Below are 24,197 nucleotides of genomic sequence, written 5' to 3' on the forward strand. Positions count from 1 at the left end.
TCATGCACCGGCGACGCACCGATCGGCTTCTAAACCCGCCACCAGACAAACCCAGAAACCAAAACCAGATGGCCTTCCAATGGCCGCAAATTTAAACCGGACAGTAGTGGGCTTGTCCCGAGGATCTGCGACCTTCAGACTTGATGAGACGTGGTTAGATCCTCGGGACGAGCCCGAGATGACGTTGTGCATTAGGGAAATTATGCAATATATTGAAAAATATTGCTAATGTCGATTTTCACCATGTCTTTCGCAAAGTTACGGAAAACGCCCGGCCGGGATTGTAAAAGTCAGCGCCGAACCCGCCATAAGAGACGTGTTTTTCGTTGAAGATGTTGGAAACGTTGACGTCCAGCGAGGCGGTTTCCTGAATCTTGTAGCTGAACGCTGCATCCACGGTCACGCTGCTTCCGGTTTCGACCTTGTTGGCATTGTCGAAATAATAAGCGCCGGTATAGCGGCCGCCGAGACCGAAGGTCATGTCGCCGAAATGGTCATTGCCCGCAAGCGTGTAGTTGACCCACAGCGAGGCCTGATGCTCGGGCACGAATTGCGGCCGGTTGCCAACATTGCCGCCGGTGCCGTTTTCAGTGATTTCCGCGTCGAGATAGGAATAGGCGGCCGTCAGGCTGAGATTGTCGGTGACTTCCGCCTTGGCTTCGAGATCGAGACCGCGCACACGCACCTCGCCGATGGTCGTCGGCAGGCTGGTGATCGGGCTGGTGACGGTGATGTTGTTCTTCTTCAGATCGTAGATCGACGCGGTGAACAGGGCCGGGAAAGCGTCCGGACGATATTTCACGCCGAGTTCGATCTGTTCGCCGCGTTCGGGCTCTACCGTCAGACCAGATGCCGGCACCACCGACTCGGCGTAACTGATATAAGGCGCGATCTCATTGGTGACCTTGTAGGATACGCCGATACGCTTGGTCAGTTCGCTGATGTCGCCGCTCGCCGTCGTGCCGTTCAGCCGGTTGGTCTGGTCGGTGTCGATCCAGTCGTTGCGCAGGCCGGCGCTGACGATCAGCCTGTCGAAGAAGGTCAGGTCCTGTTGCAGGTAGATCGCTCTAGTCTTCTGGTCGGTCAGCGAGTTGGAGAAGAGCGGCACCGTGGAGGGGGCGCCGGTATAGACCGGGTTCGTCCAGTTTATGCTCGGCGCAGCGCCGAAGTAGTTTTTGCTGCCGGAGGTGTAGTCATTGTAGAAGACGCCGACGAGGCTGCGGCTTTCGACATTTTCAAACCGCGTATCGTATTGCAGGCGCGTGTCGACCAGGAAGTTTTCGGTCTCGGTGTCGTTGCCGAAATAGGACCGGTTGGCGATTGTCGAACCGTTGGTCGGTGTGGACGAGATATAGGCATAACCGAAGTCCGTATTCGCCTTGCTGTAGCGGGCGTTGGAACTCAGCGTCAGGCCGGAGCCGAAATCGTAGTCGAACATCACGCTCAGCGAATTGCGGTTTGTGCCGCGATAATTGTAGTCCGGTTCGCCGAAGAAACGGCTCCGGTCGAAATGCGAGCCGACCGGATGGCCGCCGCCGCCCGGAACGCCATCCTTGTTGAGGTGGTCGTAAACTACGGTAAGGCTGGTGACGTCCGTGGGACGCCATGTCAGGCCGCCCATGAAGAATTTCTCGTCGTCGCGGGAATAGTCATATTCCGCATCGGCATTTCTGAGCTTGCCGGTCAGGCGATAGGACAGCGTGTCGTCGCTGGTGATGTTGTCCCCGAAATCGAAGCCGGTTTCGGCGCGGCCATAGGAGCCGCCGGTGACATAGGCTTCACCGAAACGGGTGCGTTTCGGCACCTTGGTGGAGTAATTCACCGAGCCGCCGGGATCTGAGACGCCAAAGGTGGTGGAATTGCCGCCCTTCAGCACTTCAACACGCTCATAGGCATAGGTTTCCTCGCGCAGCGCGCCGAAGGGACGGCCAAGCGTCAACCCGTCGCGATAGGTATAGGCGTCGAAACCGCGAATCTTGAAATAATCGAACCTGTCGTCGGAGCCGTAAAAATCCGTGGTCACACCGGCGGTATATTGCAGCGCTTCTTCGACGCTCTGTACGCCGCGCTGCTGCATTTCCTTGGCGGTGATGACCGAGACAGAGGCCGGTGTGTCGAGAATATCGGTCGCCATCTTGCTGCCGCTCGTCGTGCGGTTGGCGACGATGGACTTCTGGTCATTGTCACCGCTTTCGATGGTGATCCGTTCCAGAACCGTGCTGCTGTTCGTGGTGGCAGCCTCCTGCGCCAGTAAGGCGCCGGGCAGGGTGGCGACAAGCGCCGTGCAGGCAAGCAGCGCCGTATCCTGATAACGACGTCGCGCGGTTTTGCGGTGTCTGCCTTCGGTTTCGATATTCATTGGTATGTTCCAGAAGTTGATGCCCCGATCGCCGCTTCCACGGCCCACTCTCAAAGCGCCCAATAACTTGAGAAAGTTTGTCCGGTATTGTAACTTTTTGCGGTTTTGTACAAAACCCCGGAAATTTCACCGCTGTTGCGACGGCATTTCTTGCCTGGGCTTGACGGAGGCAATTGAAGCTGAGAGTTCAAGTCCACTTTTGAACTTTTGAGAGCTCGCCAATGCTTCGCCCGTTTCGCTGCGTCCTGCCGGTATTTGTGCTTTTCCTGTCGCTGATTGCGCCGAATATGGCCTCGGCGGAGGAGACGACCAGCTATCCCATCGTCATCAAACATGCTTTCGGCACGACCACGATTGCGAAGAAACCGCAGCGGGTCGCAACTGTCGCCTGGGCCAACCATGAGGTGCCGCTGGCGCTCGGCATCGTGCCCGTCGGTTTTGCCGCGGCCAATTTCGGCGATGATGATGGCGATGGCCTGCTGCCATGGGTGGCAAAGCGGCTCACCGAACTCAGCGCGGCAAAGCCCGTGCTGTTCGACGAGGGCGACGGCATCGATTTCGAGGCCGTGGCGGCGACGCAGCCGGATGTCATCCTTGCCGCCTATTCAGGCCTCAGCCAGTCCGACTACGATACGCTGAGCCAGATCGCCCCTGTCGTTGCCTATCCCGTTTCTCCCTGGGCGACGGACTGGCGCGAAATGATCCGGCTGAACAGCGCCGGCCTTGGCATGGTTGCGGAAGGTGAGGCGCTCATCAAACGCATCGAGGGTGAGATCGCGCAGGTCGTTGCCGGCCACCCGCGGCTGAAGGGCAAATCAGCCATGTTCGTCACCCATCTCGACGCCACGAATCTCAGCGTCGTTAATTTCTATACGGCCAATGACACAAGGGTGAAGTTCTTCGCCGATCTTGGGCTTGCCTCGCCGAAAAGCGTCGTGGAAGCCACGAAGCCGGGGCAATTCGCCGCCGGCGTCAGCGCAGAGCGTGTGGATGCCTTCGACGATGTCGATATCGTTGTGACCTATGGCAGTGAGCCGCTGCTGAACGCCATGCGCGCCGATCCGCTTCTCGCCCGCATGCCGGCCGTTGCCAACAATGCCATCGTCATGCTGGGCCGCGACCCGCTAGGCACCGCCTCCAATCCCACGCCGCTATCGATTTCGTGGGTGTTGAAGGACTATGCCGATCTTCTGGCAAAGGCTGCGGATAAATCCTCCGGGACATCGCAGTGACGATGTCTGGATCCGGCAAAGCGACGGCCGTGCTGCTCGCCAGACGCTCCAACCGTGTGCGAACGGCTTGGCTCGGCGCGGTGCTGGCGCTTCTCTCGCTGCTTTGTGCGCTGTCCGTCGCCATCGGTACGCGTGACGTCTCTTTTGCGGATATTGTTGGCGGGCTCAGCGGCCGCGTCGAGACGGTTGCCGAGGCAGCGGTTGCCGTGCGTTTGCCGCGCACGCTGCTTGCCCTGCTTTCCGGGGCCGCACTCGGGCTGGCCGGGGCCATCATGCAGGGTGTCACGCGCAATCCGCTTGCCGATCCCGGCATTCTCGGTGTGAACATGGGGGCGTCGCTCGCCGTCGTCATCGGCATCGTCTGGTTCGGCATCGCCTCGGCTCAGGCCTTCATCATGGTCGCAATTGCCGGGGCGGGGGTATCAGCGGTTTTCGTTTATGTTGTCGGCTCGCTAGGGCGAGGCGGGGCGACCCCGCTGAAACTCGCACTTGCGGGCGCCGCCACCTCCGTCGCCTTTTCCTCACTCGTCATCGCCGTCGTTATGCCGCGCAGCGATATTGCCGGCGGCATCCGCTCCTGGCAGATCGGCGGCGTCGGCGGGGCGACTTTCGAGCGTATCGAGACCGTGCTGCCCTTTCTGGCCGCCGGCTTCATCATCAGCCTGCTTTCGGCGCGCAAGCTGAATTCTCTGGCGCTCGGAGATGAACTCGCCGCCGGGCTTGGCGAGAATGTTGCCGTGGCCAGAGCCGTGGCCTCCTTCGGCGCCATCCTGCTCTGCGGTGCGGCCACCGCCATTTGCGGGCCGATCGGTTTTGTCGGGCTGGTGGTGCCGCATCTCTGCCGCCTGCTCGTCGGTGTGGACAATCGCTGGCTTTTGCCGTTTTCCGCGCTCGGCGGCGCCTGCCTGCTGCTTGCCGCCGATATTGTCGGGCGCATCGTGGCGCGGCCGTCGGAACTCGATGTCGGCATCGTCACCGCCCTTGTCGGCGCGCCTTTCTTCATCTGGATTGTCAGGCGCCAGAGGGTGCGTGAATTGTGACCATATACGCTCCCGTCATCGAAAATCTCGTCTTCAATCGCCATGCCCGCCAGCGCCGGCGTCGCCTTGTCATAGCCGCCCTGTCGGCGCTTCTGATTGCCGCTTTCGCAACGACGCTGATGCTCGGGCAATCCTTCACGCCGCCCGACGATGTCATTCGCGTTCTGCTGGGGGAGGACATCACCGGCGTAACCTTCACCGTCGGCCAGTTGCGCCTGCCGCGCGCGCTGCTGTCGATTCTGGCAGGCCTGAGCTTCGGGCTTGGCGGCGTCGCCTTCCAGATCATGCTGCGCAACCCGCTCGCCAGCCCCGATATTATCGGCATCAGTTCCGGGGCGAGTGCGGCAGCCGTTTTTGCCATCGTCGTCCTGCAGATGAACGGGCCGCTGGTCTCGGTCTTCGCCGTCGCGGCCGGTCTTGGCGTCGCGCTTCTCGTCTATCTCCTGTCCTTCCGCAACGGCGTGGCCGGAACTCGGCTGATCCTTGTCGGTATCGGCGTTTCAGCCATGCTGGAGAGCTTTATCGCCTATATCCTCTCCGTCGCGCCGGCATGGACGCTGCAGGAGGCGATGCGCTGGCTGACCGGCAGCGTCAACGGCGCGAAAATCCCGCAACTGCTGCCGCTCCTCATCGCGCTGATCCTTTTCGGCGGCCTGCTCCTCAGCCGTGCGCGTGATCTGGAAGCGTTGAGACTGGGGGACGACGCCGCAGCAGCGCTTGGTGTGAGGGTGAGGCGAACGCGCATCATCGTCATCATCGCCGCCGTGGGCATGATCGCCTTTGCAACGGCGGTGTCGGGTCCCATCGCGTTTGTCGCTTTCCTCTCCGGGCCGATTGCGGCGCGCATTGTCGGCAGCAACGGCTCGCTGCTCCTTCCTGCGGCGCTGGTTGGGGCGGCGCTGGTGCTGGTGGGCGATTATTGTGGCCAGTTCCTGTTGCCGGGCCGTTACCCGGTCGGCGTCGTTACCGGCGCGCTCGGTGCGCCCTATCTGATTTACCTTATCGTGCGGGTCAACCGCAGCGGAGGCTCGTTATGACCGGCCACTCCCTTTCCGTGAATGGCCTGTCGGCCGGCTACGGCGAAAACCTCATTATCGACGGGCTGGATCTCACCGTTCCGCGCGGGAAGATCACCGTCATCGTCGGCGCCAATGCCTGCGGCAAGTCCACCCTGCTGCGCAGCATGTCGCGGCTCATTGCGCCGCGCGCCGGTCAGGTTCTGCTCGATGGAAAATCGATCCATCGTCTTCCCTCACGCGACCTCGCACGGCGCATGGGCCTTTTGCCGCAATCGCCGATAGCGCCGGAGGGCATCGTGGTTGCCGATCTCGTCAGCCGTGGCCGGCACCCGCATCACGGCCTGTTCGCCCGCTGGTCGCGGCAGGACGACGAGGCCGTCGCCGCAGCCCTTGTCGCCACCGATACGGTGGAACTGGCCGAGCGGCCGGTGGACGAGCTTTCCGGCGGCCAGCGGCAACGCGTCTGGATCGCCATGGCGCTCGCCCAGCAGACAGACATATTGCTGCTGGATGAACCGACCACCTTCCTCGATATCAGCCACCAGGTCGAGGTGCTGGACCTTCTGACCGACCTCAACCACGCCCGCGAAACCACCATCGTCATGGTGCTGCACGATCTCAATCTCGCAGCCCGTTATGCCGATCATCTCGTCGCCATGAGGGACGGGAAGCTGCATGTCTTCGGCACGCCGGAGGACGTATTGACGGAGGAGAATGTCCGCCACGTCTTCGGCATCGAAAGTCGGGTCATCGAAGATCCGACCTCGGGCAAGCCGATGATGCTGCCGATCGGGCGGCATCGAACGGTGGCGGGGGCGGCAAAAGCCGTATCTCTTTAAGATACGGTTCTGTTGACTTCTGTGCGTATCTGTTTATGATACCAACATCACGAGGCCAGCAATGATCCGTTCTTTCAAAAACAAGCTGACCGCATCGATTGACGACGGATCTGTGAAGAAGGGCTTCCCCGCCGATCTGGTACGCCGCGCCCAGCAGCTGCTCACGATCCTGGATGCGGCGACCACGGTAGAAGACCTTCGCTCACCGCCCGGCAATCGTTTGGAAAAGCTGTCCGGCGATCGTGAGGGCCAATATTCGATCCGGATCAACAAGCAGTGGCGCATCTGCTTCGTCTGGATGGAAGCAGGGCCGGAAAGCGTGGAAATAACCGACTATCACTAGTCTGGAATTCTCGTGGAGAGGCTCATGAAAAATCGGCCAAGGAGGGCCAGAGAGCATGACAATCAGTAAATCGCCTCCGATCCATCCGGGCGAAATCCTGCGGGAACTCTATCTTGAGCCGCTGGGGATGTCGGCTTACGCTCTTGCAAGGCACCTCAATATTCCGCGAACCCGCATAGAACGGATTGCGGGAGAGAAACTGGGTATCACCGCCGACACCGCCTTGCGTCTTGCAAAGTTTTTCAAGACCACACCGGAATATTGGCTGAACTTGCAGAATGCCTTCGACATCAAGGCGGCTGCTGCGAGGCTGGAAGCGGACCTTGCCAATATCAAGGAACTGGAAGCGGCCTAATTCTCAGCCGCCCGTCAGGTCAAGGCCAAGCCGCATAAGACGGCGGCGGCACGTTCTGCATTCGCGTTGCCGTTCTCCTGAACCGGCCGGGAGACGTGCCCTCGTTGCGGGTGAAGAAGCGATTGAAGTAGCCGGGGTCCTGAAATCCTAATCGGAACGCGATTTCAGCGACTTGCAGCGATGAGTTCAGAAGAAGGTCACGCGCTTCGGACAGCAGCTCCCGATGAATATAGGCCTGTGGCGAAAGCCCCGTCGCCTTGCGCACCGCAAATCCCAGCCGTTCGCGGTTGACGCCGAGTTGCCTTGCATAATCTTCCACGCCCCATTGATCGCGTTTGTGCTGGCTGACCAGCAGCACAAAGCGCTCGGTGAGGCTGCCGGGCGTTGAGACGGCTGCGGCAATATCGGCTATGGCGTGCTGGCAGATGCGAATGAGGGTGACGGAGAGCAGGCTGGCGATGATCGTGTCCGAACCGGTTGTCGCGCGGACATTTTCGCGGGCGATGGTCTCGAGATAACCCGCAAGTTCCTGCCGGTCTTTCTCCGCCGGCGCCTGCGTCAGAACACGCTGCAATATATTGCGCACGGCGCTTGCGCTCGTGCCGGTGGGCATCGCATGGGCAAGCCCGATTTCCGTCGTCCTCAGCAGCGATCCACGGCTTCCGGCAGTCAGCCGCAGGCGGCCATTGGGGCCGATGGGCAGCCAGACGAGCCCCGGTGCCGGGACAGGCAGCGTCTTTTCGCCCTGTATGATCTCCGCTTCCCCGGCGGAAAGGAGAAGCAGATGGGCACTATCCGATTCCAGCCGGAACTCGGAGATGCGCAGCGTCGAGGCGAGGGTGCGCGCCGTGATCTCCACGCGATTGCCGGCAATCTGGCTATGCATCGCCATTCGGCCTCCAAGAGTACAATAATGCGCTACATTAGTGCATTTTATATGTGGCTGTCATTGCTAAACTTTGATCAGCGCAGGGGAAAGCCTTGAGGAGAACGGCAACCCCGATAAGGCGCTTTGGGAGGAACATCATGAATAGTCTGAAGCGCAGAACGCTGTTCTGCCTGCTCTCCGGTGCTGCCTTGTCGGCGGTATCTTTCGGTCACGCCATTGCGCAGGACCGTACCTCGGTGAAGATCGGTTATGCCGTTTCGAAAAGCGGTGCAAATGCCACGGGTGCTGGCATAACCACCATTCCGAACTACAAATTATGGGTGAAAGAGGTCAATGACGCAGGCGGCCTCACCCTTCCGGATGGCAAGCGCCTGCCGGTGGAAGTGGTGGAGTATGACGACCGCTCCTCGGCCGAGGATGCCGTGCGGTTCACCGAGCGTCTGGCCAGCCAGGACAAGGTCGATTTCATCCTGCCGCCCTGGGGCACGGGCTTCAATCTGGCCGTCGCACCGCTTTACGACCGTTTCGGTTATCCGCAGCTTGCGGTTACCGGCGTTACCGACAAGGCCCCCGATTTCGCGGCGCGCTGGAAAAAGAGCTTCTGGATGCTGGGCGGTGGTCATGACTATGCCAATGCGCTCGCAGACGTTTTGAAAGCCGCGCGCGATGCCGGCCAGATCAACGACAAGGTCGCGGTGATTTCCGTGGCCGACGGTTTCGGCATCGATCTCATCAAGGCCGCGCGGCCGGCGCTGAAGGAAGCGGGTTTCACACTTGCCTATGACAAGACCTATCCGGTCGGCACTTCCGATTTCGCAGCACTTGTGAACGAGGCGGCGGCGAGCGGTGCGGACAGCTTCATCGCCTTTTCGTATCCGCCCGATAGTTTTGCGGTAACGAAACAGGCGCAAACGGCGAAGTTCAACCCGAAGGTTCTTTATGTCGGCGTCGGCGGTGCTTTCCCGATCTTCCCGAAGGTCTCCGATGGCAAGCAGGAGGGCGTGATCAGCATCGGCGGCGTCGATGGCAGCAGCGACAAGATCGAGGATTATTTCAAACGCCACGAAGCCTTCATCGGCACCAAGCCGGACAGCTGGGCAAGCGCCATCACCTATGCGAGCCTCGAAATGCTGGCCCAGTCCATCCAGCGCGTCGGCCTCGACAAGGCGGCGGTGGCAAATGAACTTTCGACGGGAAGCTTCGAGACTGTCATCGGCCCGGTCAAGCTTGAAGACAACCAGCTTCGCCAGCTCTGGTGGGCCGGGCAATGGCAGGGTGAGCGTTTTGTCGCGATTGCGCCCGCAGACCGCGCAGGCGCGGCCAAGCCGGTCGTTCCGAAGCCGCAATGGTGAACCTTTGCCGGCCGGGGCCGTAAACCCCGGCCGGAAGGCTTCGGCCATTTCCCATACTGGAGACATTCCCTTGTTTTTATCCACCCTCATCTTCGGCTTGATGCTGGGAGGGACCTATGCGCTGATCGCGCTTGGACTTTCGCTGCAATATGGCATCGCCCGCATCATGAACCTTGCCTATGGCGAAGTGCTGATTGCGGCTGCCTTCATCACCTTCGTGCTGTTTTCCAGCTATGGCCTGTCGCCGCTCTGGTCGCTTTTCATCATCGTGCCGCTCGGTTACGCCCTGTCTTTCGTGATCTACCGGGTCATGATGCGGCCGCTGGTGCGCCGTTCGGGCGGCTCCGGCCGCCTGGAAGTCGATTCCATTCTGGCGACCTTCGGGCTGCTCTTCGTTATCCAGGGCATCGTGCTCGTGGCGTTCGGCGGCAACTACCATTCCTACTCCTATCTCTCCGATGGCGTCGACATCTTAGGCACGACCGTGGCGCTCAACCGGCTGCTGTCCTTTGGCCTGTCGGTCGCGATCGGTGGCGGGCTTTATCTGGCGCTCACCCACAGCCGCTGGGGCCTCAACCTTCGGGCGGTGGCGCTGGCGCCCAAATCCGCGCCGTTGGTCGGCATCGATGTGAACCGCGTGGCCTCGATCGGTTTTGCCCTTGGCGGCGCACTCGCCGTGGCTGGCGGAGTGATGATCTCGATGTACCAGACCTTTTCCGCCTCCTATGGCGTGGTTTTCACCATGAAGGCGCTTGTCGTCGTCATCATGGGCGGTGTCGGCAATCTGCTTGGCGCGCTGGTGGCCGGCCTGCTGCTCGGCCTCGTGGAAACTTTTGTGCTTGTTTATGTCGATCCCGGCCTCACGCTTGCCGCCACCTATCTGCTCTTTCTCGTGGTGCTGCTCTGGCGTCCGGAAGGCATCTTCGCAAGGAGGGGCAAATGATCCCGCTTCTCATCGGCCTTGCCGCAGCCGCGCTGCTGGCGCTTTCCCCTTTCTTCTTCGATGCCTATGGCGTCGGCGTCATCATCGGCCTTCTCGGTTATGCGACGCTGGCCTCCGCCTGGGCGATGTTTTCCGGCCCGACGCGTTACATTTCGCTCGCCACCGTCGCCTTCTTCGGTGTCGGGGCCTATACGGTCGCGGTGCTGAGCGAGGTTTTGCCATGGCCGCTAGTGCTGCTGTGCGCGGCCCTTGTCGGCGCGGCGCTGGCGCTTGTTGTCGGACTTTCCACACTGCGCGTCGCGGGCATTTATTTCGTGATCTTTTCCTTCGGTCTTGCCGAACTCATCCGCCAGCTCATCACCTGGTATGAGGTGAATGTGACCGGCACGCTCGGGCGCTATATCTTCCTGCCGCTGGAGCCGCAGGATGTGCTCTGGCAATTGCTGGCGCTGGCTGTCATCACCCTCCTGCTGGCAATCCTGATCGACCGCAGCAAGCTCGGACTGGCGCTGAAGGCAATCGGTGACGACGAGGTCGTGGCCGCCTATGCGGGCATTAATCTCGCCCGCACCAAGCTGACGCTCTTCGTGCTGTCGGCCACGATCATCACGCTGGTCGGCGCCATTCAGGCCCCGCGCTGGGTCTATATCGAGCCGGCCATCGTGTTTAATCCTCAGGTCTCGTTCCTCACCGTCATCATGGCGTTGCTTGGCGGAGCCACACGCCGCTGGGGACCCATTCTCGGTGCGGTGCCGCTGTTCCTGCTGTTCGAGTGGCTGGGCGCGAACTTCCCCAACCATTTTTCCATCATCCTCGGCGCTCTCTTCATCCTCATTGTCTTCGTGCTGCCGGATGGCGTGCTGGCGGCGCTGGAGAAATTGCGCAAAAAGGAGAAAGCCGCATGAGCGCCGTTCTCGAAATCACCGATATCCGCAAGACCTTCGGCGGGTTGAAGGCGGTGGATGGCCTTGGCCTCACCATCGAGGCTGGCGAGGTCGTCGGGCTGCTCGGCCCGAACGGTTCCGGCAAGACGACGCTGATGAACCTTATCTCCGGGGCGCTGAAGCCCACTGAAGGGTCTATCCGACTGAAAGGGCAGGAGATTGCCGGCCGGCGGCCGGATGTGATTGCGCGCGCCGGCGTGGCGCGCACCTTCCAGCTTGTGCGGCTTTTGCCGTCGCTTTCCCTGCTCGAAAACGTCGCCGTATCGGCCATGTTCGGCGCGCAGCGGCTTTCACGCCCCGAGGCGGAGAAGGTCGCGCGCGCCTGCCTCGAAAGAATAGGCCTTGCCGGGCGGGAAACCATGCCGGCCGGCGATCTCACCTATATCGACCAGAAACGCCTTGAACTGGCGCGTGCGCTGGCGGGCGAACCGAAGCTTCTGCTTCTCGATGAATGGCTTGCAGGTCTCAACCCCACGGAACTGCAGGAAGGGATAGCGCTGATCCGGCGGTTGGCATCCGAGGGAACGACGATCCTGCTGGTGGAACATATCATGGCTGCTGTGCGCGCGCTCTGCCCGCGCTCCGTGGTCATGGCGGCGGGTCGCAAGATCGCCGATGGGCCGACGGCAGCGGTGCTTGACGATCCGCAGGTCATTTCCGCCTATCTGGGAGCGCCACATGCTTGAAATAGATGCACTGACAATCCGCTATGGCAAACATCTCGCGGTTGACGGCATATCGCTCAATGTCGCCAAGGGCGAAACGGTGGTGTTGCTCGGCGCCAATGGTGCGGGCAAGTCGTCGCTGCTGAAAGCGGTCGGCGGCATGGTGGCGTCGACCTCGGGCGACGTGCGCGTCAATGGCGCGTCTCTTGCCGCTGTCCCCGTGCATCAGATTGTGGAGCGGGGCGTGGCGCTGGTGCCGGAGGGACGCGGAATTTTCGCGGCGCTGACGGTGGAGGACAATCTCCGTCTCGGGGCCAATCCCCGCCATGCCCGTTCAGCGGAAAAGACGACACGGGAGCATATTTTCTCGCTGTTTCCCCGCCTTGCCGAGCGGCGGCAGCAGCTTGCCGGCACCATGTCCGGCGGCGAACAGCAGATGGTCGCCATTGGGCGGGCGCTGATGTCGGCCCCGGATTATCTGTTGCTGGACGAGCCGAGCCTTGGCCTTGCGCCCATCGTCACGCAGGAGCTTTTTGCCGCTCTGGCGGAGATCAAGAAGAGCGGCCTTTCCATTATGCTCGTGGAGCAGAACGTGCGCGAAAGCCTCTCACTTGCCGATCGCGGATATTTGCTGGAAGCAGGGCGGATTGTCGGGGCAGGCACGGCTGCGGCCCTGTCCGCCGATCCCGCCGTGCAACGGGCGTTTCTTGGCGGCACCACCGCCGCCATTGTCTGAATTCAGGAGGAAGACCATGCAGACAGTCAATCTTTTCATCGGCGGCGACCATTGCCCGGCCACAAGCGGCAAGCGTTTCGAACGCAGCAACCCCATCACCGGCGATGTGGCGACGAGTGCTGCGGCGGCAACGGTGGAGGACGCCACCCGGGCAGCCGATGCCGCGGCGGCCGCTTTCCCGGTCTGGTCGGCAACGCCGCCCGGTGAACGCCGCCGCCTGCTTCTGGCTGCCGCGCAGGCGCTTCTCGCCGCCGGGCCTGACATTACCCAGGCGATGAAGGAAGAAATCGGCGCAACCGATGCCTGGGCCGGTTTCAACGTCAAACTGGCAAGCGACATGCTGGTAGAGGCGGCAAGCCTGACGACCCAGATCAAGGGAGAGGTCATCCCTTCCAACCGTCCCGGAACCATGGCGATGGCGCTGCGCCAGCCCGCCGGTGTCGTGCTGTCCATCGCGCCGTGGAACGCGCCGGTCATTCTCGGCGTGCGCTCCATCGCCACGCCGCTCGCCTGCGGCAATACGGTTGTCATGAAGACCTCGGAACTGTGCCCGCGCACCCATGCGCTGATCATTGAAGCCGTCGCTTCGGCGGGTCTGCCCAAGGGCGTGCTCAACGCCGTCTCCAATGCGCCCGAAGATGCGGCAAAGATCGTCGATACGCTGATCGCGCACCCCGCCGTCAGACGCGTGAATTTCACCGGCTCGACCCGCGTTGGCCGGGTGATTGCCGAAACGGCCGGCCGTTATCTGAAACCCGCTTTGCTGGAGCTTGGCGGCAAGGCGCCGTTCATCGTGCTTGATGATGCCGATATCGATGCGGCTGTCGCGGCTGCCGCTTTCGGCGCCTATATGAACCAGGGCCAGATCTGCATGTCGACGGAGCGCATCATCGTGCTCGACAGCGTCGCCGATGCATTTGTGGAGGCCTTCGCCAAGAAAGCTTCGAGCCTTACTGCTGGCGATCCGCGTGAAGGCAAAACACCGCTCGGCTCACTGGTCAGTGCGGAGGCGACATCCCGCATTCGGTCGTTGGTGGATGACGCTGTCTCCAAGGGCGCTCGGCAGGTTGCCGGTGGCGGCGGCAACGGCACGATGCTCGATGCGATTGCCGTCGATGGCGTCACTCCCGCCATGCGGCTCTATGCGGAGGAAAGTTTCGGTCCTGTCGTCTCCATCATCAGGGCCGGCAGCATCGATGAGGCGGTGAGCATCGCCAACGAAACCGAGTTCGGACTTTCGGCTGCGATTTTCGGCAGGGATCAGGCACGGGCGCTTGCCATTGCCGCCCGCATTGAAAGCGGCATATGCCACATCAACGGCCCGACCGTTCACGATGAAGCGCAGATGCCCTTCGGCGGGGTCAAGGCTTCCGGTTACGGCCGCTTCGGCGGTACGGCGGGCATTGCGGAATTCACTGAGCTACGTTGGGTCACGCTGCAGGACGGGCCGCTGCATTATCCGATCTGAACCAAGAGCGCTGGCGGGCGGCGTCATCGCCGCTCGTCGATCAGCCAGCCGGTGAGTTTTCTTACCGCACTGTCGCTGCTTTTCGGCCGCATCAGCCAGTAGCCGCGTCCCGGCGCATCGAGGCTTGGGCCTGCCGTCACCAGCACGCCGGCCTCAAGCAACGGATCGACCAGTCCCGCCCAGCCGAGCGCGAAACCCTGTTCGCCGATGGTTGCCTGCACCACCATGGTGTAATTGTTGAAGCTGATGTCGCCGCCATCATGCTCGGCACCGCGATGCACGCCAAAATGCTTGAAATAGGAAGGCCAGTCGAACCAATGCGCCTGCGAGGTATTTTCGAGGTGGATGAGCTTCCGCCGCGAAAAATCCGCAACGGTTGCGGGTGCCGGTGTCCCGGCCAGCAGGGCAGGCGAGCAGACCGGCGTGACCTTTTCCGAAAGCAGCAATACCGCCCCGTCGCCCGCCTCCTGCCGCGTTCCGAAAATAATCATCACGTCGCTATCGTGTTTGCCCTGGCCGAGCGGGTCCTGCGTTGCGACGATCTGGATATTGATGTCAGGATTGAGCACGCGAAAACCATGCATTCTCGGGATGAGCCACAGGGACGAGAAGGCATAGTCCGTGTGCAGGCGGATGGTCTGGCGTTCCTCCGTCCGGCGCAACTGCTGCGCAAGAAGGTCGATGGCGTCGACATTGCGCGAGACGATCTCGAACAGCCGCTGGCCTTCCGTCGTCAGTTCGATACCGCGATGTTTACGGCGGATGAGGGTTACACCCAGTTCCTCCTCCAGCCTGCGGATCTGATAGCTGACGGCCGGCTGGGTCAGACGCAGGGATGCCGCCGCCGCCGTCAGGCTGCCGCGGCGGGCAACCTCGGTGAAAATGCGCATCCATCCCAGATCGAGCGGCCTGTCTGACATTAAAATTCCTTATATTAACTATCGAAAAATACCCGCTTCACAGGCAAAAGCAACGTGGTGTTCAATAAACTGGATTGATAAAAGGGGAGCCGCAATGAAAACCATTTCTCATCTGCATCGCATCGCCGCCGGTCTCTTTCTGTCCGTGGCGGCCTTCTCCACCCCGCTTCAGGCGGCCGATGACGCGGCCTGCAAGACGATCCGTCTCAGCGATCCCGGCTGGACCGACATTACTGCCACCAACGGTGTCGCTTCCGTTTTGCTCGATGCGCTGGGTTATGAGGCTGACGTCAAGACGCTGTCGGTGCCGATCGGGTATCAGGCGATGAAGAATGGCGAAATCGACGTTTTCCTCGGCAACTGGATGCCGGCGCAGAAATCCTTCGTGGACGATCTGAACGCCGCCAAGGCAGCCGAGGTGATGACGAAGAATCTTGAAGGCGCAAAGTTTACGCTGGCAGTGCCTTCTTACATGGCGGAAAAGGGCGTCAAGGATTTCGCCGATCTCGCCAAACATGCCGATGAATTTGAAAGCAAGATTTACGGCATCGAGCCCGGTGCGCCAGCCAACCAGAATATCCAGAAGATCATCGACGCCAATGATTTCGGCCTGAAGGGCTGGCAGCTCGTCGAATCCGGCGAGCAGGCCATGCTGGCGCAGGTGGAGCGGGCGGGCAGGGACAAGAAGGCCGTGGTCTTCCTCGCCTGGGCGCCGCATCCGATGAATGAGAAGATCGATATTGCCTATCTCTCCGGCGGTGACGCCTATTTCGGTCCGAATTTCGGCGGCGCGGAAGTCTATACGCTCGCCCGCACCGGCTGGCCGCAGCAATGCCCGAATGCGGCGACGCTGTTCAAGAACCTGAAATTCGATATCGGTATGGAAAACAGCCTGATGGGCTCCATTCTCGGTGGTGAGGATTCGAAGGCGGCGGCAGCTGCATGGCTGAAGGCCAATCCGAAAGCGCTGGACGGCTGGCTGCAGGGCGTTACCACGCTGGATGGCAAGCCGGGTGCGGACGCCGTCAAAGGCAAGCTTGGTCTCTAAGCCGGAAAGTGGAAATGCCGCGTCCCAATATCCTGATCCTGATGGCCGACCAGTTTAACGGGACGTTTTTTCCCGATGGCCCGGCCGATTTTCTTCATGCACCCCATCTTAAAACACTGGCGAAGCGGTCTGTCCGCTTCGCCAACACCTATACGGCAAGCCCGCTCTGCGCACCGGCCCGTGCCTCCTTCATGTCCGGGCAATTGCCGAGCCGCACGCGGGTTTACGATAATGCCGCCGAATTCGCTTCCGATATCCCGACCTATGCGCACCACCTGCGGGCGGCGGGCTATTACACCGGCCTTTCGGGCAAGATGCATTTCGTCGGGCCCGATCAGCTGCACGGCTTCGAAGAGCGACTGACGACGGATATCTATCCCGCGGATTTCGGCTGGACGCCTGATTATACGAAGCCGGGCGAGCGCATCGACTGGTGGTATCACAATCTCGGTTCGGTCACCGGCGCAGGCGTCGCCGAAATCACCAACCAGATGGAATATGACGACGAGGTGGCCTATCACGCCACCCGCAAGCTTTACGACCTGTCGCGCCGCCTCGATGATCGGCCGTGGTGCCTGACGGTCAGCTTCACCCACCCGCACGACCCCTATGTGGCACGGCGCAAATTCTGGGACCTCTACGAGGATTGCCCGGCGCTTGATCCGCAGACAACGGCGATCGCCTTCGAGGAGCAGGACCCACATTCAAAACGGTTGCTGGAAGCCTGCGACCACCGGGCTTTCGATATTTCGCCCGAAGAGATACGCCGGGCACGGCGCGGATATTTCGCCAATATCTCCTATATCGACGAAAAGGTCGGCGAAATCCTCGAGGTTCTGAAGGCGACGCGGATGGAGGAGGACACGATCATCCTCTTCCTGTCCGACCATGGCGACATGCTGGGCGAGCGCGGGCTGTGGTTCAAGATGTGTTTCTTCGAGGGTTCCGCCCGCGTGCCGCTGATGATCACCGTGCCGGGCTGGCAGCCGGCCTTGATCGACACGCCGGTCTCGACGCTCGATGTCACACCGACGCTCTGCGGATTAGCCGGGCTCGATATCACCTCGCTCAAACGCTGGACGGATGGCGAGAATCTGGCGGCGCTGGCAGCGGGAACTGGCGAGCGCGGCCCGGTGCCGATGGAATATGCCGCCGAAGGCTCGATAGCACCGCTCGTCGCCCTTCGCGACGGCCGCTACAAGCTATCGGTCTGCGAGGCCGATCCGCCGTTGCTTTATGATATCGAGGCGGACCCCGAGGAGCGCACGAACCTTGCTGGCGATCCTGCTTTCAGTGCTGTGCTCTCATCGCTTTCTGCTGAAATCGACCGGCGATGGCAGCTCCCGGTTTTCGACGCGGCGGTGCGGGAAAGCCAGGCGCGTCGCTGGGTGGTCTACAAGGCGTTGCGCAACGGCGCTTATTACCCGTGGGATTACCAGCCTTTGCAGAAAGCCTCCGAGCGCTATATGCGCAACCACATGGACCTTAACGTGCTGGAGGAAAACCAGCGGTATCCGCGCGGGGAATGAAGCGGGTAGGGCGGATCAGGGCGTGCGCACCTTGGGAGCGCCGCCTGCCGCCTGCACGGCAAGGCTTCCCGCTGCAACACCGGCCTCAAGGCAGAGCTTCTCTTCCTCTCGCCGCAGCCATGCATCGATGAAGCCGGCATTGAAGGCATCGCCCGCACCTGTCGTATCGACCACCGGGACTTTTTTCGCCGCCGCGTGATGGAAACCCGCAGGCGAGGAAAGCCAGGCGCCCTGCGCGCCGCCCTTCAGGGCCACGACGGGAAATGCTCCGGACAAAGCGGTGAGAGCGGCTTCTGGGTCCGCATGGCCGGTGATCGCTTCGGCTTCTTCAAGGTTGGGCAAAAACACGTCGACGCCGGCACAGGCCCTGAGCAGGCCTTTGTTGTAGATCAGCGAGGCATACCAGCTCGGATCGAGCGAGACGGACAGTCCATTATCCTTGGCGCGGGAGATGAGGTCGGGGATTTCGTGCAGCGTGGCGAACTCGGCGATATGCAGATGGCCGGCCTTTTCCCAGGCGAAAGCGGCCTCGAGCGTCGATGGTCGGGCGGCGCCGGCACGGCGCGTCAGGAATGCGCGGTCATGACCAACCACCGTCGCAACCGTGACCTGCGGCCCCGCATCTGCCGAATGTTCTAGAAATTGCAGATCCACACCGCTCTGCTGCATTTTTTCGCCGATGGCGCGTGAGAAGGTGTCGGTGCCGAGCCTTGCCAGCAGCGCAACCGGGCGGCCTATGTGGGCGAAATGTGCGGCGGCAATGAAAGCTCCGCCGCCTGCGGCGATTTCCATGTCGCTGGCAAACAGTTCCCGGCCGAGCACCGGCAATTCGTCAAGCCCCGTGAAAATGAGGTCGCAATAGATCCGGCCGATGCTAATGACGGCTGATTTTTCTGTTGTCATCATGCGCGGCCCAGAAGCTTTTCCGTTTTGGCGTCGAAAAGGTAAAGCGCGCCCGTTTCCGCCCGGCATTGCAGCTGGCTGCCGACGGCGCGATGCTGTTCGTCGTTCTGGTGCCGAGCAACAGGTTCATCGAGGGGCTGCCGATGAAACGCGCGGTGAAGACATCCACAGGCGCCTCGTAAAGTTCCGAAGGCGTGCCGACCTGCAGGATATGACCGTCTTTCATCACCACGATACGGTGCGCCATGGTCATGGCTTCTACCTAATCGTGGGTCACGTATACGGTTGTCGTCTTAAGGCGCTGCTGTAAACTTTTGATTTCAATGCGCATCTGCGATCTCAGTTGCGCGTCGCGGGCGCCGTACCAATCTGTCCGGATGCAGGGGAAGAAGGCGAGGGACGCTTTCTCCTTCAGCGCAAACCAGCGCTTCGTCTTTCTGGGCTTTGTATTCTCCTATTCGCAAAAGGTGGTCCATGGCACCACGTAGCGGTTTTCCGGCCGCAGCCACCGGCGCCAATGCGGCAGGTGACATCACGGATGTTGGTCACGCCTGTATCAGGCTTGCCTTGTGTGACGAGCTGAGGCGACGGCGTGCCCATGTCAGCCCGACAAGTTGCCGGCCATTCTCTCCATAGCGAACCACTGGTGCGGGCCCGTCTGGATAAACTTCGACCTCCGGCTCCAGATTAAGCCGCTCCTGCATGATGCCACGATGTCGCGAATCGATTCCTGATTGGTCTTCACGCGGTACAGGTTACACATGCTCACCTCGATTTTTTGACTTGGAAGCATCCCACCATCATTTGTTCTTGTTATGTTCCGGCGTTGCGCTGGAGTCAAACAATAGCTGGCCTTCTGTGCCGAACGGGTGCAAGGGCAACAAAGGCCTGAAATTGAACAGGAATTACCAGTTCATTAAACCCGATATTTAACAAATGGTTTTCATTGGTCCAGCCAAACGTGGTCCATTAATCACATTGTTGCCCTTTTGCTACAATCCAAAATTAAGGCAGCGCGAATATGATTGTATTATGCCGTTCTACATTGCCGACCCCGCATTTCATCTGCCATTTGTGAATCAGCGTTGAGCCAAGAGGCAGGGAAACACGACCTCAGGCTTTGCGTTGGTGGAAAATAAAATTTGACTGGAGGTCAACCATGAACATCAAGAGCCTTCTGATCGGCTCCGCTGCGGCTCTCGCAGCAGTATCCGGCGCACAGGCCGCTGACGCTATCGTCGCTGCTGAGCCTGAGCCCCTGGAATACGTTCGCGTTTGCGACGCTTTCGGCACCGGCTTCTTCTACATCCCCGGCACCGAAACCTGCCTGAAGTTCGACGGTTACATCCGTTTCCAGACCGACTTCGGCCGCAACAAGTCCGGCACGTCTGACTGGGATTCGTTTACCCGCGCTCAGTTCAACATCGACACCCGCACTGACACCGAGCTCGGCGCTCTGCGTGGCTACATCGGTTTCCGTGGCGATGCTGACAACGACAGCAACCGCGGCGTTAACGTTGACCAGGCCTTCATCGAACTCGGCGGCCTGAAGGTCGGTTACTACTACAACTGGTGGGACGATGGTCTCTCCGGCGAAACCGATATCCTGTCTTCGAACAGCACTCGTCTGAACGCCATCCGTTACACCTACGACGCTGGCTCCTTCTACGCTGGTGTCGCAGTTGAAGAACTCGAAGGCGTAGTCGCTGGTAACTCGATCACGACCTCTGGCGGCGTTGTGACCATTCAGCGCAACAACCTCGGCGTCAACCAGCTCAACTGGACGGCTCTGAACGGCGAAGGCGACAACAACGTTGGCGTGAGCGCTATTGTTGGTGCGAAGTTCGGCGCAGTAAACGCCGCCCTGCTTGGCGGTTACGACACCGACGCTGAAAACGGTGCTATCCGTGCAATCGTCACGGCTGAAATCGGCCCGGGCACTCTCGGCCTCGCCGGCGTATGGGCTTCTGGCGCCAACGCTTACTACGAAGAGTCTGAGTGGGCAGTTGCTGCTGAATACGCAATCAAGGCAACCGACAAGCTCGTCATCACCCCCGGCTTCCAGTACTTCGGTACGCTGGACATCGGTACGGACGGCGACTTCACTGGCGACCGCGACGCATGGCGCGCTGGCCTGACGGTGGATTACAAAATCACCCAGGGTCTTTCCACGAAGGTTGCTGTTAACTACCAGGACGTCGATGGCACCGAAGGTGTTAATGGCGGTGGCGACAGCTGGACCGGTTTCGTTCGCCTTCAGCGTTCGTTCTAATCTGATCTGACATTGTCAGTGATGGGAGCCTCGGCAGAAATGTCGGGGCTTTTTTGTTCTTCCCCACCCTCGCGATCTATTTCTTAACGCGCTGTTGTCAAAGCAGAATTTCCCGTTAAGGCTTCTGCACAAATTGCAAGAAAATAAGCAGGCCGAAGCATTTTTTTTGGACAAGGTCCGAAAATTTGTTTAGCATGTGAGTGAGTTAGAAAGCTCAGATCCACCCCGTTTCGACGGGTGAGTCGATAACTCCAGTCGAAGTTCCTGATGATAATCAGGTTGCTCCCCAGCTCTCCAGGCTGGGGAGTTTTGTTTCCAGAGGTGATCAACCTTTGGCATGGAGATCGCGCGCCGCCTATCTCGCGAGAATCGCGTAGGTGCTCCGGAATTGCACCACAGCCAGATCTATCCACGAGGTCGTTTCAACTGCCGTTGTCACCGGCTCATCCTCCCATTTGTCGTCGAAATCCTAAAGGGCCGTGTTCCAACGCCTCCAGAGGATATGCCTTGAGATGGAGTGCGGATCTCGCCCTGAAGGTGTCAGCCCGGAGCTGAGCACGTCTCGAATAAAATACCCGCCAAAGGGCATCTAGAAGGCGGCCCTTGCGAGGATCCAGGTGATCTGTGCGGATTGGGCGTATGCGTTGAGCCTGCCGGCGAGCTTCTCTGTGCACTTCCTCGGGAACCACTTGCGAACGGCGTCAGCTACAGCCTCATCACCAGCGCCGCCGTGGCCCTGCAGGATCTTCCACTCAAGATAGCTCTTCGCGAAATCTCGCCTTATTTGCACTGGCCTCACGGAAATTGAACCGTCGCGCACAGAGGTATGGCGCGCAGCCTGTACGGCGTCTCCAGGAGTTGGGAAATACGCCTTAACAAGCCCTCCTTTCGCCGCCTCTTTAGGTGAGACGAAGCGATAGCCCCGGCCAGCGTGTAGAGGATACGGTCAGTCTGGTCTGACCGGGATCGGGACCGTCAACGAACTCCATTACGTCGAATATCTCGTGGGCCTGCGTCATTTACGCTCTCCTTTCAAAAACGCGAAGCAGCCTTTCTGCCCGGCGGGCAGGAGCACTCAGCTTCTGTCCCCGAGTTCGTGCGGAACAGCGGGAGAGAGGGGGGCAAGATCCGGCGAAGAGCGTGCGAACACGCGGCGCGATGGTGCGCAACGCGGTTGCACCCTTCAGGGTGACGGAATTGCTGCACCGGAGGGACGAGGCGGTTCTTGTTGGGGGAGAGACGGGCAGCACCCTCTTTCCCCGCAACAAGAAATTGTGGCCGAAAGGCCGCCAGATTTCCCAGCCGAGAAGGATCGAGGCCGTAGCGAGCTTGGGGGCGAACGAAGCGGGCGGAGGCATGGGACCGCGCTGACCAAATAGCGCCGTAGGTGTTTTGCCGGAGACCGTGGGAAACCGGCCGGACCGGCTTCATGGTCGTGCGGGTAAACCCGCTCGATCGGCAAGGTGTCGCCTGCGAACCGCAGTCGATCATGCTAAAACGAAGAACATCGGAGAAATCAGCATGGCGCCGGCCGGAGGGCGGGATTGCGGGAATTCTCGACACGCAAAGAGCGGAACAAGGCGAGCCGCAGGAGCCTCAGCGTAGCGACCCGTCAGAGGAGGCGGGGCCGACTGGCCCCGCTTGTGCGTTCCGTATGAAAAAGGCCGCTCTTGGTCGGCCATTTCGGAAAGGGTGGGTGGGGTGTTCGAGGGGTGGGGTTCCGAAGGAGAACCCTCGCGCCCTGTCCTGCCGCTTGATGCGGAAGGGCAAGGAAATATTGTCAGTCGAAAAGCGTCCCAACCAATTCCTCACCGTGCTCCGACAGTAGCACCAGGTCTTTGTGATCCGCCGACGTCAAGAGTTGCTACGAACCATCACCCCAGCGTAGCCCCCGTCGTTCAAATGCCGGCTCGTATTCGTAAGTACCGTAGGCCGGTTTCGGGAGTTTCCATTCTTTTGCGAGCCTTGAGCCTGGCTTTGCCAGAGAAACACACGTTGTGGCTTTTGTCGGTATATTGGCCGTCATTCTCTCTACCTTGTGTTTTGCGATCCGTGGCACCGTGTTGACCACAATCGGCGCGACTGGCGACAATTAATGGTCGTTTTCTACTGCTCGTATGCGGACGAGAAAATTATGCAAAAAGGGCAGCACTTCCCATTGCTCCTCGCCGTATTCGTCCGCGTGTTTCTTTCGCCATTCGATCTCCTCACTGGCGAGAGTTGGGGGGTATTATCGAGAATGTGGAAGAGCCGCCCAAAAGTCCGGCCGCTAGAGCAAGAGTGTTTATGAGGACGGCGGTGGTCCCGCTCCAGATTGGCAACACCGAAACACCGATCAATATCATCATCACCACGCCGGGGATGATGAGGTCAGCTCTGACGGCGGGACTTTTTATATGAATAAAAATATCGGACATCCAAACTTCAATACTCAGACGGTTTCGATATCGGTTTTTGTGAAATCGTCGCCCTTGAACAGAAGGGGCAAACGATACTCTTTTGAGCAAGCGTAAACAAAGCAGTCGCCCATATTCAGACGGGCTGGATGAGCAACAAACTTCCCGTAGTTTCTCGCGGCATCGATGGCCGCGCGATGTGTTCTGCCGCCTATCGGCATTTCACGAGCGGCGATCAACGTCAAAAAGCTTTCGACTTTTTGTTGGGCCGTCTCGATAAATTCCGGCGGGATTGGCAGCTGCTGTCCGACCTTTGCGTTGGCCATCTGGCGGGACAAGCTTAGTACCGCTTCGAAAACCGTCATCGACGAGTAAAAGATGGGTTTTTGGGCTCCCTCCAGTTTCGCAATCAGGTCAGCGGCGTCGCTCTCATTGGTCAAGATCGCAACGATTGCGGATGCATCGATATACATTTATTCTTCCCAAAGCTCGTCTGTGAATTTTTTCATGTCAAAGGGCTGTGGAGTAGGGCCAAGCACGGTTCGGACCTCGTCCTGCAACTTCTTAATGCGCTCACTCAAAGGGATCGCATTTTCCGCCCGGGCAAGCTCGTTTTCCAAAGCGCGTCTTACCGCTTCGGTTTTATTCGGTGCTTTCGTCGCCATCTGGACCTTTCTTGCCAGTTCATCGACGGCACTATCGCGGATATAAAGAGACATATTCAAATCCTTTGGCGTATATGCGCGCTTAGATATTCGTATATTCTATATGGAATATACGCGTTTGCAAGCCCAAAAGAAGCTCAATTGCCCGCGCTTAACTGCCGCGAACAGGAGAGGAAGAACTGTTTCAAATTCTCGCGTGCAACTGCGTCGGCGGTGCTATCACGGTCTCTTTCTTCCGTGCTTCAGCCCTTAGCTTTGTGCCCATCCATCCAGGATATGC

21 protein-coding genes and 1 pseudogene are annotated in these 24,197 nt (G+C 60.0%); 15 read left to right on the forward strand and 7 right to left on the reverse strand.

Annotated elements, in window-relative coordinates:
* Positions 1-238: 238 nt before the first annotated feature.
* Positions 239-2,359 (reverse strand): TonB-dependent siderophore receptor, encoded by a 2,121-nt coding sequence (locus PH605_RS21870; RefSeq protein WP_142846100.1) that lies wholly within the window; start codon positions 2,357-2,359, stop codon positions 239-241.
* Between the two features lie 221 nt (positions 2,360-2,580).
* On the opposite strand from PH605_RS21870, the gene PH605_RS21875 reads away from it, so the two are divergent.
* The 6 genes from PH605_RS21875 (at position 2,581) to PH605_RS21900 (ending at position 7,187) form a co-directional block, all read left to right on the forward strand.
* Positions 2,581-3,591 (forward strand): iron-siderophore ABC transporter substrate-binding protein, encoded by a 1,011-nt coding sequence (locus PH605_RS21875; RefSeq protein WP_142846098.1) that lies wholly within the window; start codon positions 2,581-2,583, stop codon positions 3,589-3,591.
* A 2-nt stretch (positions 3,592-3,593) separates the two neighbouring features.
* The gene (locus PH605_RS21880) at positions 3,594-4,631 is read left to right on the forward strand and encodes a FecCD family ABC transporter permease (RefSeq protein ID WP_425292608.1); all 1,038 of its coding nucleotides are present in this window, start codon (positions 3,594-3,596) and stop codon (positions 4,629-4,631) included.
* Entirely contained in the window at positions 4,628-5,668 is a 1,041-nt protein-coding gene (locus PH605_RS21885; RefSeq protein WP_142846094.1) for a FecCD family ABC transporter permease, read from the forward strand. Before PH605_RS21880 ends, PH605_RS21885 begins: the two co-directional genes overlap by 4 nt.
* Positions 5,665-6,489, forward strand: a complete 825-nt coding sequence (locus PH605_RS21890; protein WP_020809321.1) for an ABC transporter ATP-binding protein — start codon at positions 5,665-5,667, stop codon at positions 6,487-6,489. Before PH605_RS21885 ends, PH605_RS21890 begins: the two co-directional genes overlap by 4 nt.
* Positions 6,490-6,550: 61 nt before the next feature.
* Positions 6,551-6,832, forward strand: a complete 282-nt coding sequence (locus PH605_RS21895; RefSeq protein ID WP_125146192.1) for a type II toxin-antitoxin system RelE/ParE family toxin — start codon at positions 6,551-6,553, stop codon at positions 6,830-6,832.
* 55 nt (positions 6,833-6,887) lie between these two features.
* A complete protein-coding gene (locus PH605_RS21900; protein ID WP_035264270.1) occupies positions 6,888-7,187 on the forward strand; it encodes a HigA family addiction module antitoxin in 300 nt (99 codons plus the stop codon).
* 19 nt (positions 7,188-7,206) lie between these two features.
* Here PH605_RS21900 and PH605_RS21905 read toward each other — a convergent pair whose 3' ends face one another.
* On the reverse strand, positions 7,207-8,079 hold the full coding sequence (locus PH605_RS21905) for a helix-turn-helix transcriptional regulator (RefSeq protein ID WP_142846092.1): 873 nt from the start codon (positions 8,077-8,079) through the stop codon (positions 7,207-7,209).
* 134 nt (positions 8,080-8,213) lie between these two features.
* Here PH605_RS21905 and PH605_RS21910 point away from each other — a divergent pair, with 134 nt between their 5' ends.
* The 6 genes from PH605_RS21910 (at position 8,214) to PH605_RS21935 (ending at position 14,184) form a co-directional block, all read left to right on the forward strand.
* A complete protein-coding gene (locus tag PH605_RS21910) occupies positions 8,214-9,428 on the forward strand; it encodes an amino acid ABC transporter substrate-binding protein (RefSeq protein WP_142846090.1) in 1,215 nt (404 codons plus the stop codon).
* A 70-nt stretch (positions 9,429-9,498) separates the two neighbouring features.
* Positions 9,499-10,371 (forward strand): branched-chain amino acid ABC transporter permease, encoded by an 873-nt coding sequence (locus tag PH605_RS21915; protein WP_142846089.1) that lies wholly within the window; start codon positions 9,499-9,501, stop codon positions 10,369-10,371.
* On the forward strand, positions 10,368-11,276 hold the full coding sequence (locus PH605_RS21920) for a branched-chain amino acid ABC transporter permease (RefSeq protein WP_142846088.1): 909 nt from the start codon (positions 10,368-10,370) through the stop codon (positions 11,274-11,276). Before PH605_RS21915 ends, PH605_RS21920 begins: the two co-directional genes overlap by 4 nt.
* Positions 11,273-12,001, forward strand: coding sequence for an ABC transporter ATP-binding protein (locus tag PH605_RS21925; protein ID WP_142846087.1), 729 nt, complete (start codon positions 11,273-11,275; stop codon positions 11,999-12,001). The genes PH605_RS21920 and PH605_RS21925 overlap by 4 nt, the downstream gene beginning before the upstream one ends.
* Positions 11,994-12,716, forward strand: coding sequence for an ABC transporter ATP-binding protein (locus tag PH605_RS21930; protein WP_142846086.1), 723 nt, complete (start codon positions 11,994-11,996; stop codon positions 12,714-12,716). Before PH605_RS21925 ends, PH605_RS21930 begins: the two co-directional genes overlap by 8 nt.
* A gap of 16 nt (positions 12,717-12,732) precedes the next feature.
* On the forward strand, positions 12,733-14,184 hold the full coding sequence (locus PH605_RS21935) for an aldehyde dehydrogenase (RefSeq protein ID WP_035264280.1): 1,452 nt from the start codon (positions 12,733-12,735) through the stop codon (positions 14,182-14,184).
* A gap of 23 nt (positions 14,185-14,207) precedes the next feature.
* Here the strand turns inward: PH605_RS21935 and PH605_RS21940 are convergent, their stop codons facing one another.
* The gene (locus PH605_RS21940) at positions 14,208-15,104 is read right to left on the reverse strand and encodes a choline sulfate utilization transcriptional regulator (RefSeq protein WP_142846084.1); all 897 of its coding nucleotides are present in this window, start codon (positions 15,102-15,104) and stop codon (positions 14,208-14,210) included.
* 94 nt (positions 15,105-15,198) lie between these two features.
* Here PH605_RS21940 and choX point away from each other — a divergent pair, with 94 nt between their 5' ends.
* Complete coding sequence (gene choX, locus PH605_RS21945; protein WP_142846082.1) at positions 15,199-16,152, forward strand: choline ABC transporter substrate-binding protein; 954 nt, start codon at positions 15,199-15,201, stop codon at positions 16,150-16,152.
* Between the two features lie 14 nt (positions 16,153-16,166).
* Positions 16,167-17,681: a choline-sulfatase gene (gene betC / locus PH605_RS21950; protein ID WP_142846080.1), complete on the forward strand. Its 1,515-nt coding sequence runs from the start codon at positions 16,167-16,169 to the stop codon at positions 17,679-17,681.
* Positions 17,682-17,696: 15 nt separating this feature from the next.
* On the opposite strand, the gene PH605_RS21955 is transcribed toward betC, so the two are convergent.
* On the reverse strand, positions 17,697-18,587 hold the full coding sequence (locus tag PH605_RS21955) for a carbohydrate kinase family protein (RefSeq protein WP_142846078.1): 891 nt from the start codon (positions 18,585-18,587) through the stop codon (positions 17,697-17,699).
* Positions 18,584-18,936 (reverse strand): annotated as a pseudogene (locus PH605_RS21960) (hypothetical protein); the annotation flags it as partial. The gene PH605_RS21955 and the pseudogene PH605_RS21960, both read right to left, overlap by 4 nt.
* Before the next feature lie 807 nt (positions 18,937-19,743).
* Here PH605_RS21960 and PH605_RS21965 point away from each other — a divergent pair.
* On the forward strand, positions 19,744-20,856 hold the full coding sequence (locus PH605_RS21965; protein WP_142846076.1) for a porin: 1,113 nt from the start codon (positions 19,744-19,746) through the stop codon (positions 20,854-20,856).
* Between the two features lie 2,431 nt (positions 20,857-23,287).
* Here the strand turns inward: PH605_RS21965 and PH605_RS21970 are convergent.
* The gene (locus PH605_RS21970; protein WP_142846072.1) at positions 23,288-23,725 is read right to left on the reverse strand and encodes a type II toxin-antitoxin system VapC family toxin; all 438 of its coding nucleotides are present in this window, start codon (positions 23,723-23,725) and stop codon (positions 23,288-23,290) included.
* Entirely contained in the window at positions 23,726-23,971 is a 246-nt protein-coding gene (locus PH605_RS21975; RefSeq protein ID WP_104680004.1) for a type II toxin-antitoxin system VapB family antitoxin, read from the reverse strand. It abuts the gene before it with no gap.
* Between the last annotated feature and the right edge of the window lie 226 nt (positions 23,972-24,197).

Source organism: Agrobacterium sp. CFBP 3001 (assembly GCF_027871605.1).
GTDB classification, from domain to species: Bacteria; Pseudomonadota; Alphaproteobacteria; order Rhizobiales; family Rhizobiaceae; genus Agrobacterium; species Agrobacterium leguminum.

Coding starts and splice junctions, on each gene's coding strand:
- PH605_RS21925 (WP_142846087.1), top strand. CDS start 11,273: ATGAGCGCCGTTCTCGAAATCACCGATATCCGCAAGACCTTCGGCGGG.
- choX (WP_142846082.1), top strand. CDS start 15,199: ATGAAAACCATTTCTCATCTGCATCGCATCGCCGCCGGTCTCTTTCTG.
- PH605_RS21895 (WP_125146192.1), top strand. CDS start 6,551: ATGATCCGTTCTTTCAAAAACAAGCTGACCGCATCGATTGACGACGGA.
- PH605_RS21890 (WP_020809321.1), top strand. CDS start 5,665: ATGACCGGCCACTCCCTTTCCGTGAATGGCCTGTCGGCCGGCTACGGC.
- PH605_RS21905 (WP_142846092.1), bottom strand. CDS start 8,079: ATGGCGATGCATAGCCAGATTGCCGGCAATCGCGTGGAGATCACGGCG.
- PH605_RS21930 (WP_142846086.1), top strand. CDS start 11,994: ATGCTTGAAATAGATGCACTGACAATCCGCTATGGCAAACATCTCGCG.
- PH605_RS21955 (WP_142846078.1), bottom strand. CDS start 18,587: ATGATGACAACAGAAAAATCAGCCGTCATTAGCATCGGCCGGATCTAT.
- betC (WP_142846080.1), top strand. CDS start 16,167: ATGCCGCGTCCCAATATCCTGATCCTGATGGCCGACCAGTTTAACGGG.
- PH605_RS21970 (WP_142846072.1), bottom strand. CDS start 23,725: ATGTATATCGATGCATCCGCAATCGTTGCGATCTTGACCAATGAGAGC.
- PH605_RS21920 (WP_142846088.1), top strand. CDS start 10,368: ATGATCCCGCTTCTCATCGGCCTTGCCGCAGCCGCGCTGCTGGCGCTT.
- PH605_RS21900 (WP_035264270.1), top strand. CDS start 6,888: ATGACAATCAGTAAATCGCCTCCGATCCATCCGGGCGAAATCCTGCGG.
- PH605_RS21880 (WP_425292608.1), top strand. CDS start 3,594: ATGTCTGGATCCGGCAAAGCGACGGCCGTGCTGCTCGCCAGACGCTCC.
- PH605_RS21935 (WP_035264280.1), top strand. CDS start 12,733: ATGCAGACAGTCAATCTTTTCATCGGCGGCGACCATTGCCCGGCCACA.
- PH605_RS21940 (WP_142846084.1), bottom strand. CDS start 15,104: ATGTCAGACAGGCCGCTCGATCTGGGATGGATGCGCATTTTCACCGAG.
- PH605_RS21910 (WP_142846090.1), top strand. CDS start 8,214: ATGAATAGTCTGAAGCGCAGAACGCTGTTCTGCCTGCTCTCCGGTGCT.
- PH605_RS21875 (WP_142846098.1), top strand. CDS start 2,581: ATGCTTCGCCCGTTTCGCTGCGTCCTGCCGGTATTTGTGCTTTTCCTG.
- PH605_RS21870 (WP_142846100.1), bottom strand. CDS start 2,359: ATGAATATCGAAACCGAAGGCAGACACCGCAAAACCGCGCGACGTCGT.
- PH605_RS21975 (WP_104680004.1), bottom strand. CDS start 23,971: ATGTCTCTTTATATCCGCGATAGTGCCGTCGATGAACTGGCAAGAAAG.
- PH605_RS21965 (WP_142846076.1), top strand. CDS start 19,744: ATGAACATCAAGAGCCTTCTGATCGGCTCCGCTGCGGCTCTCGCAGCA.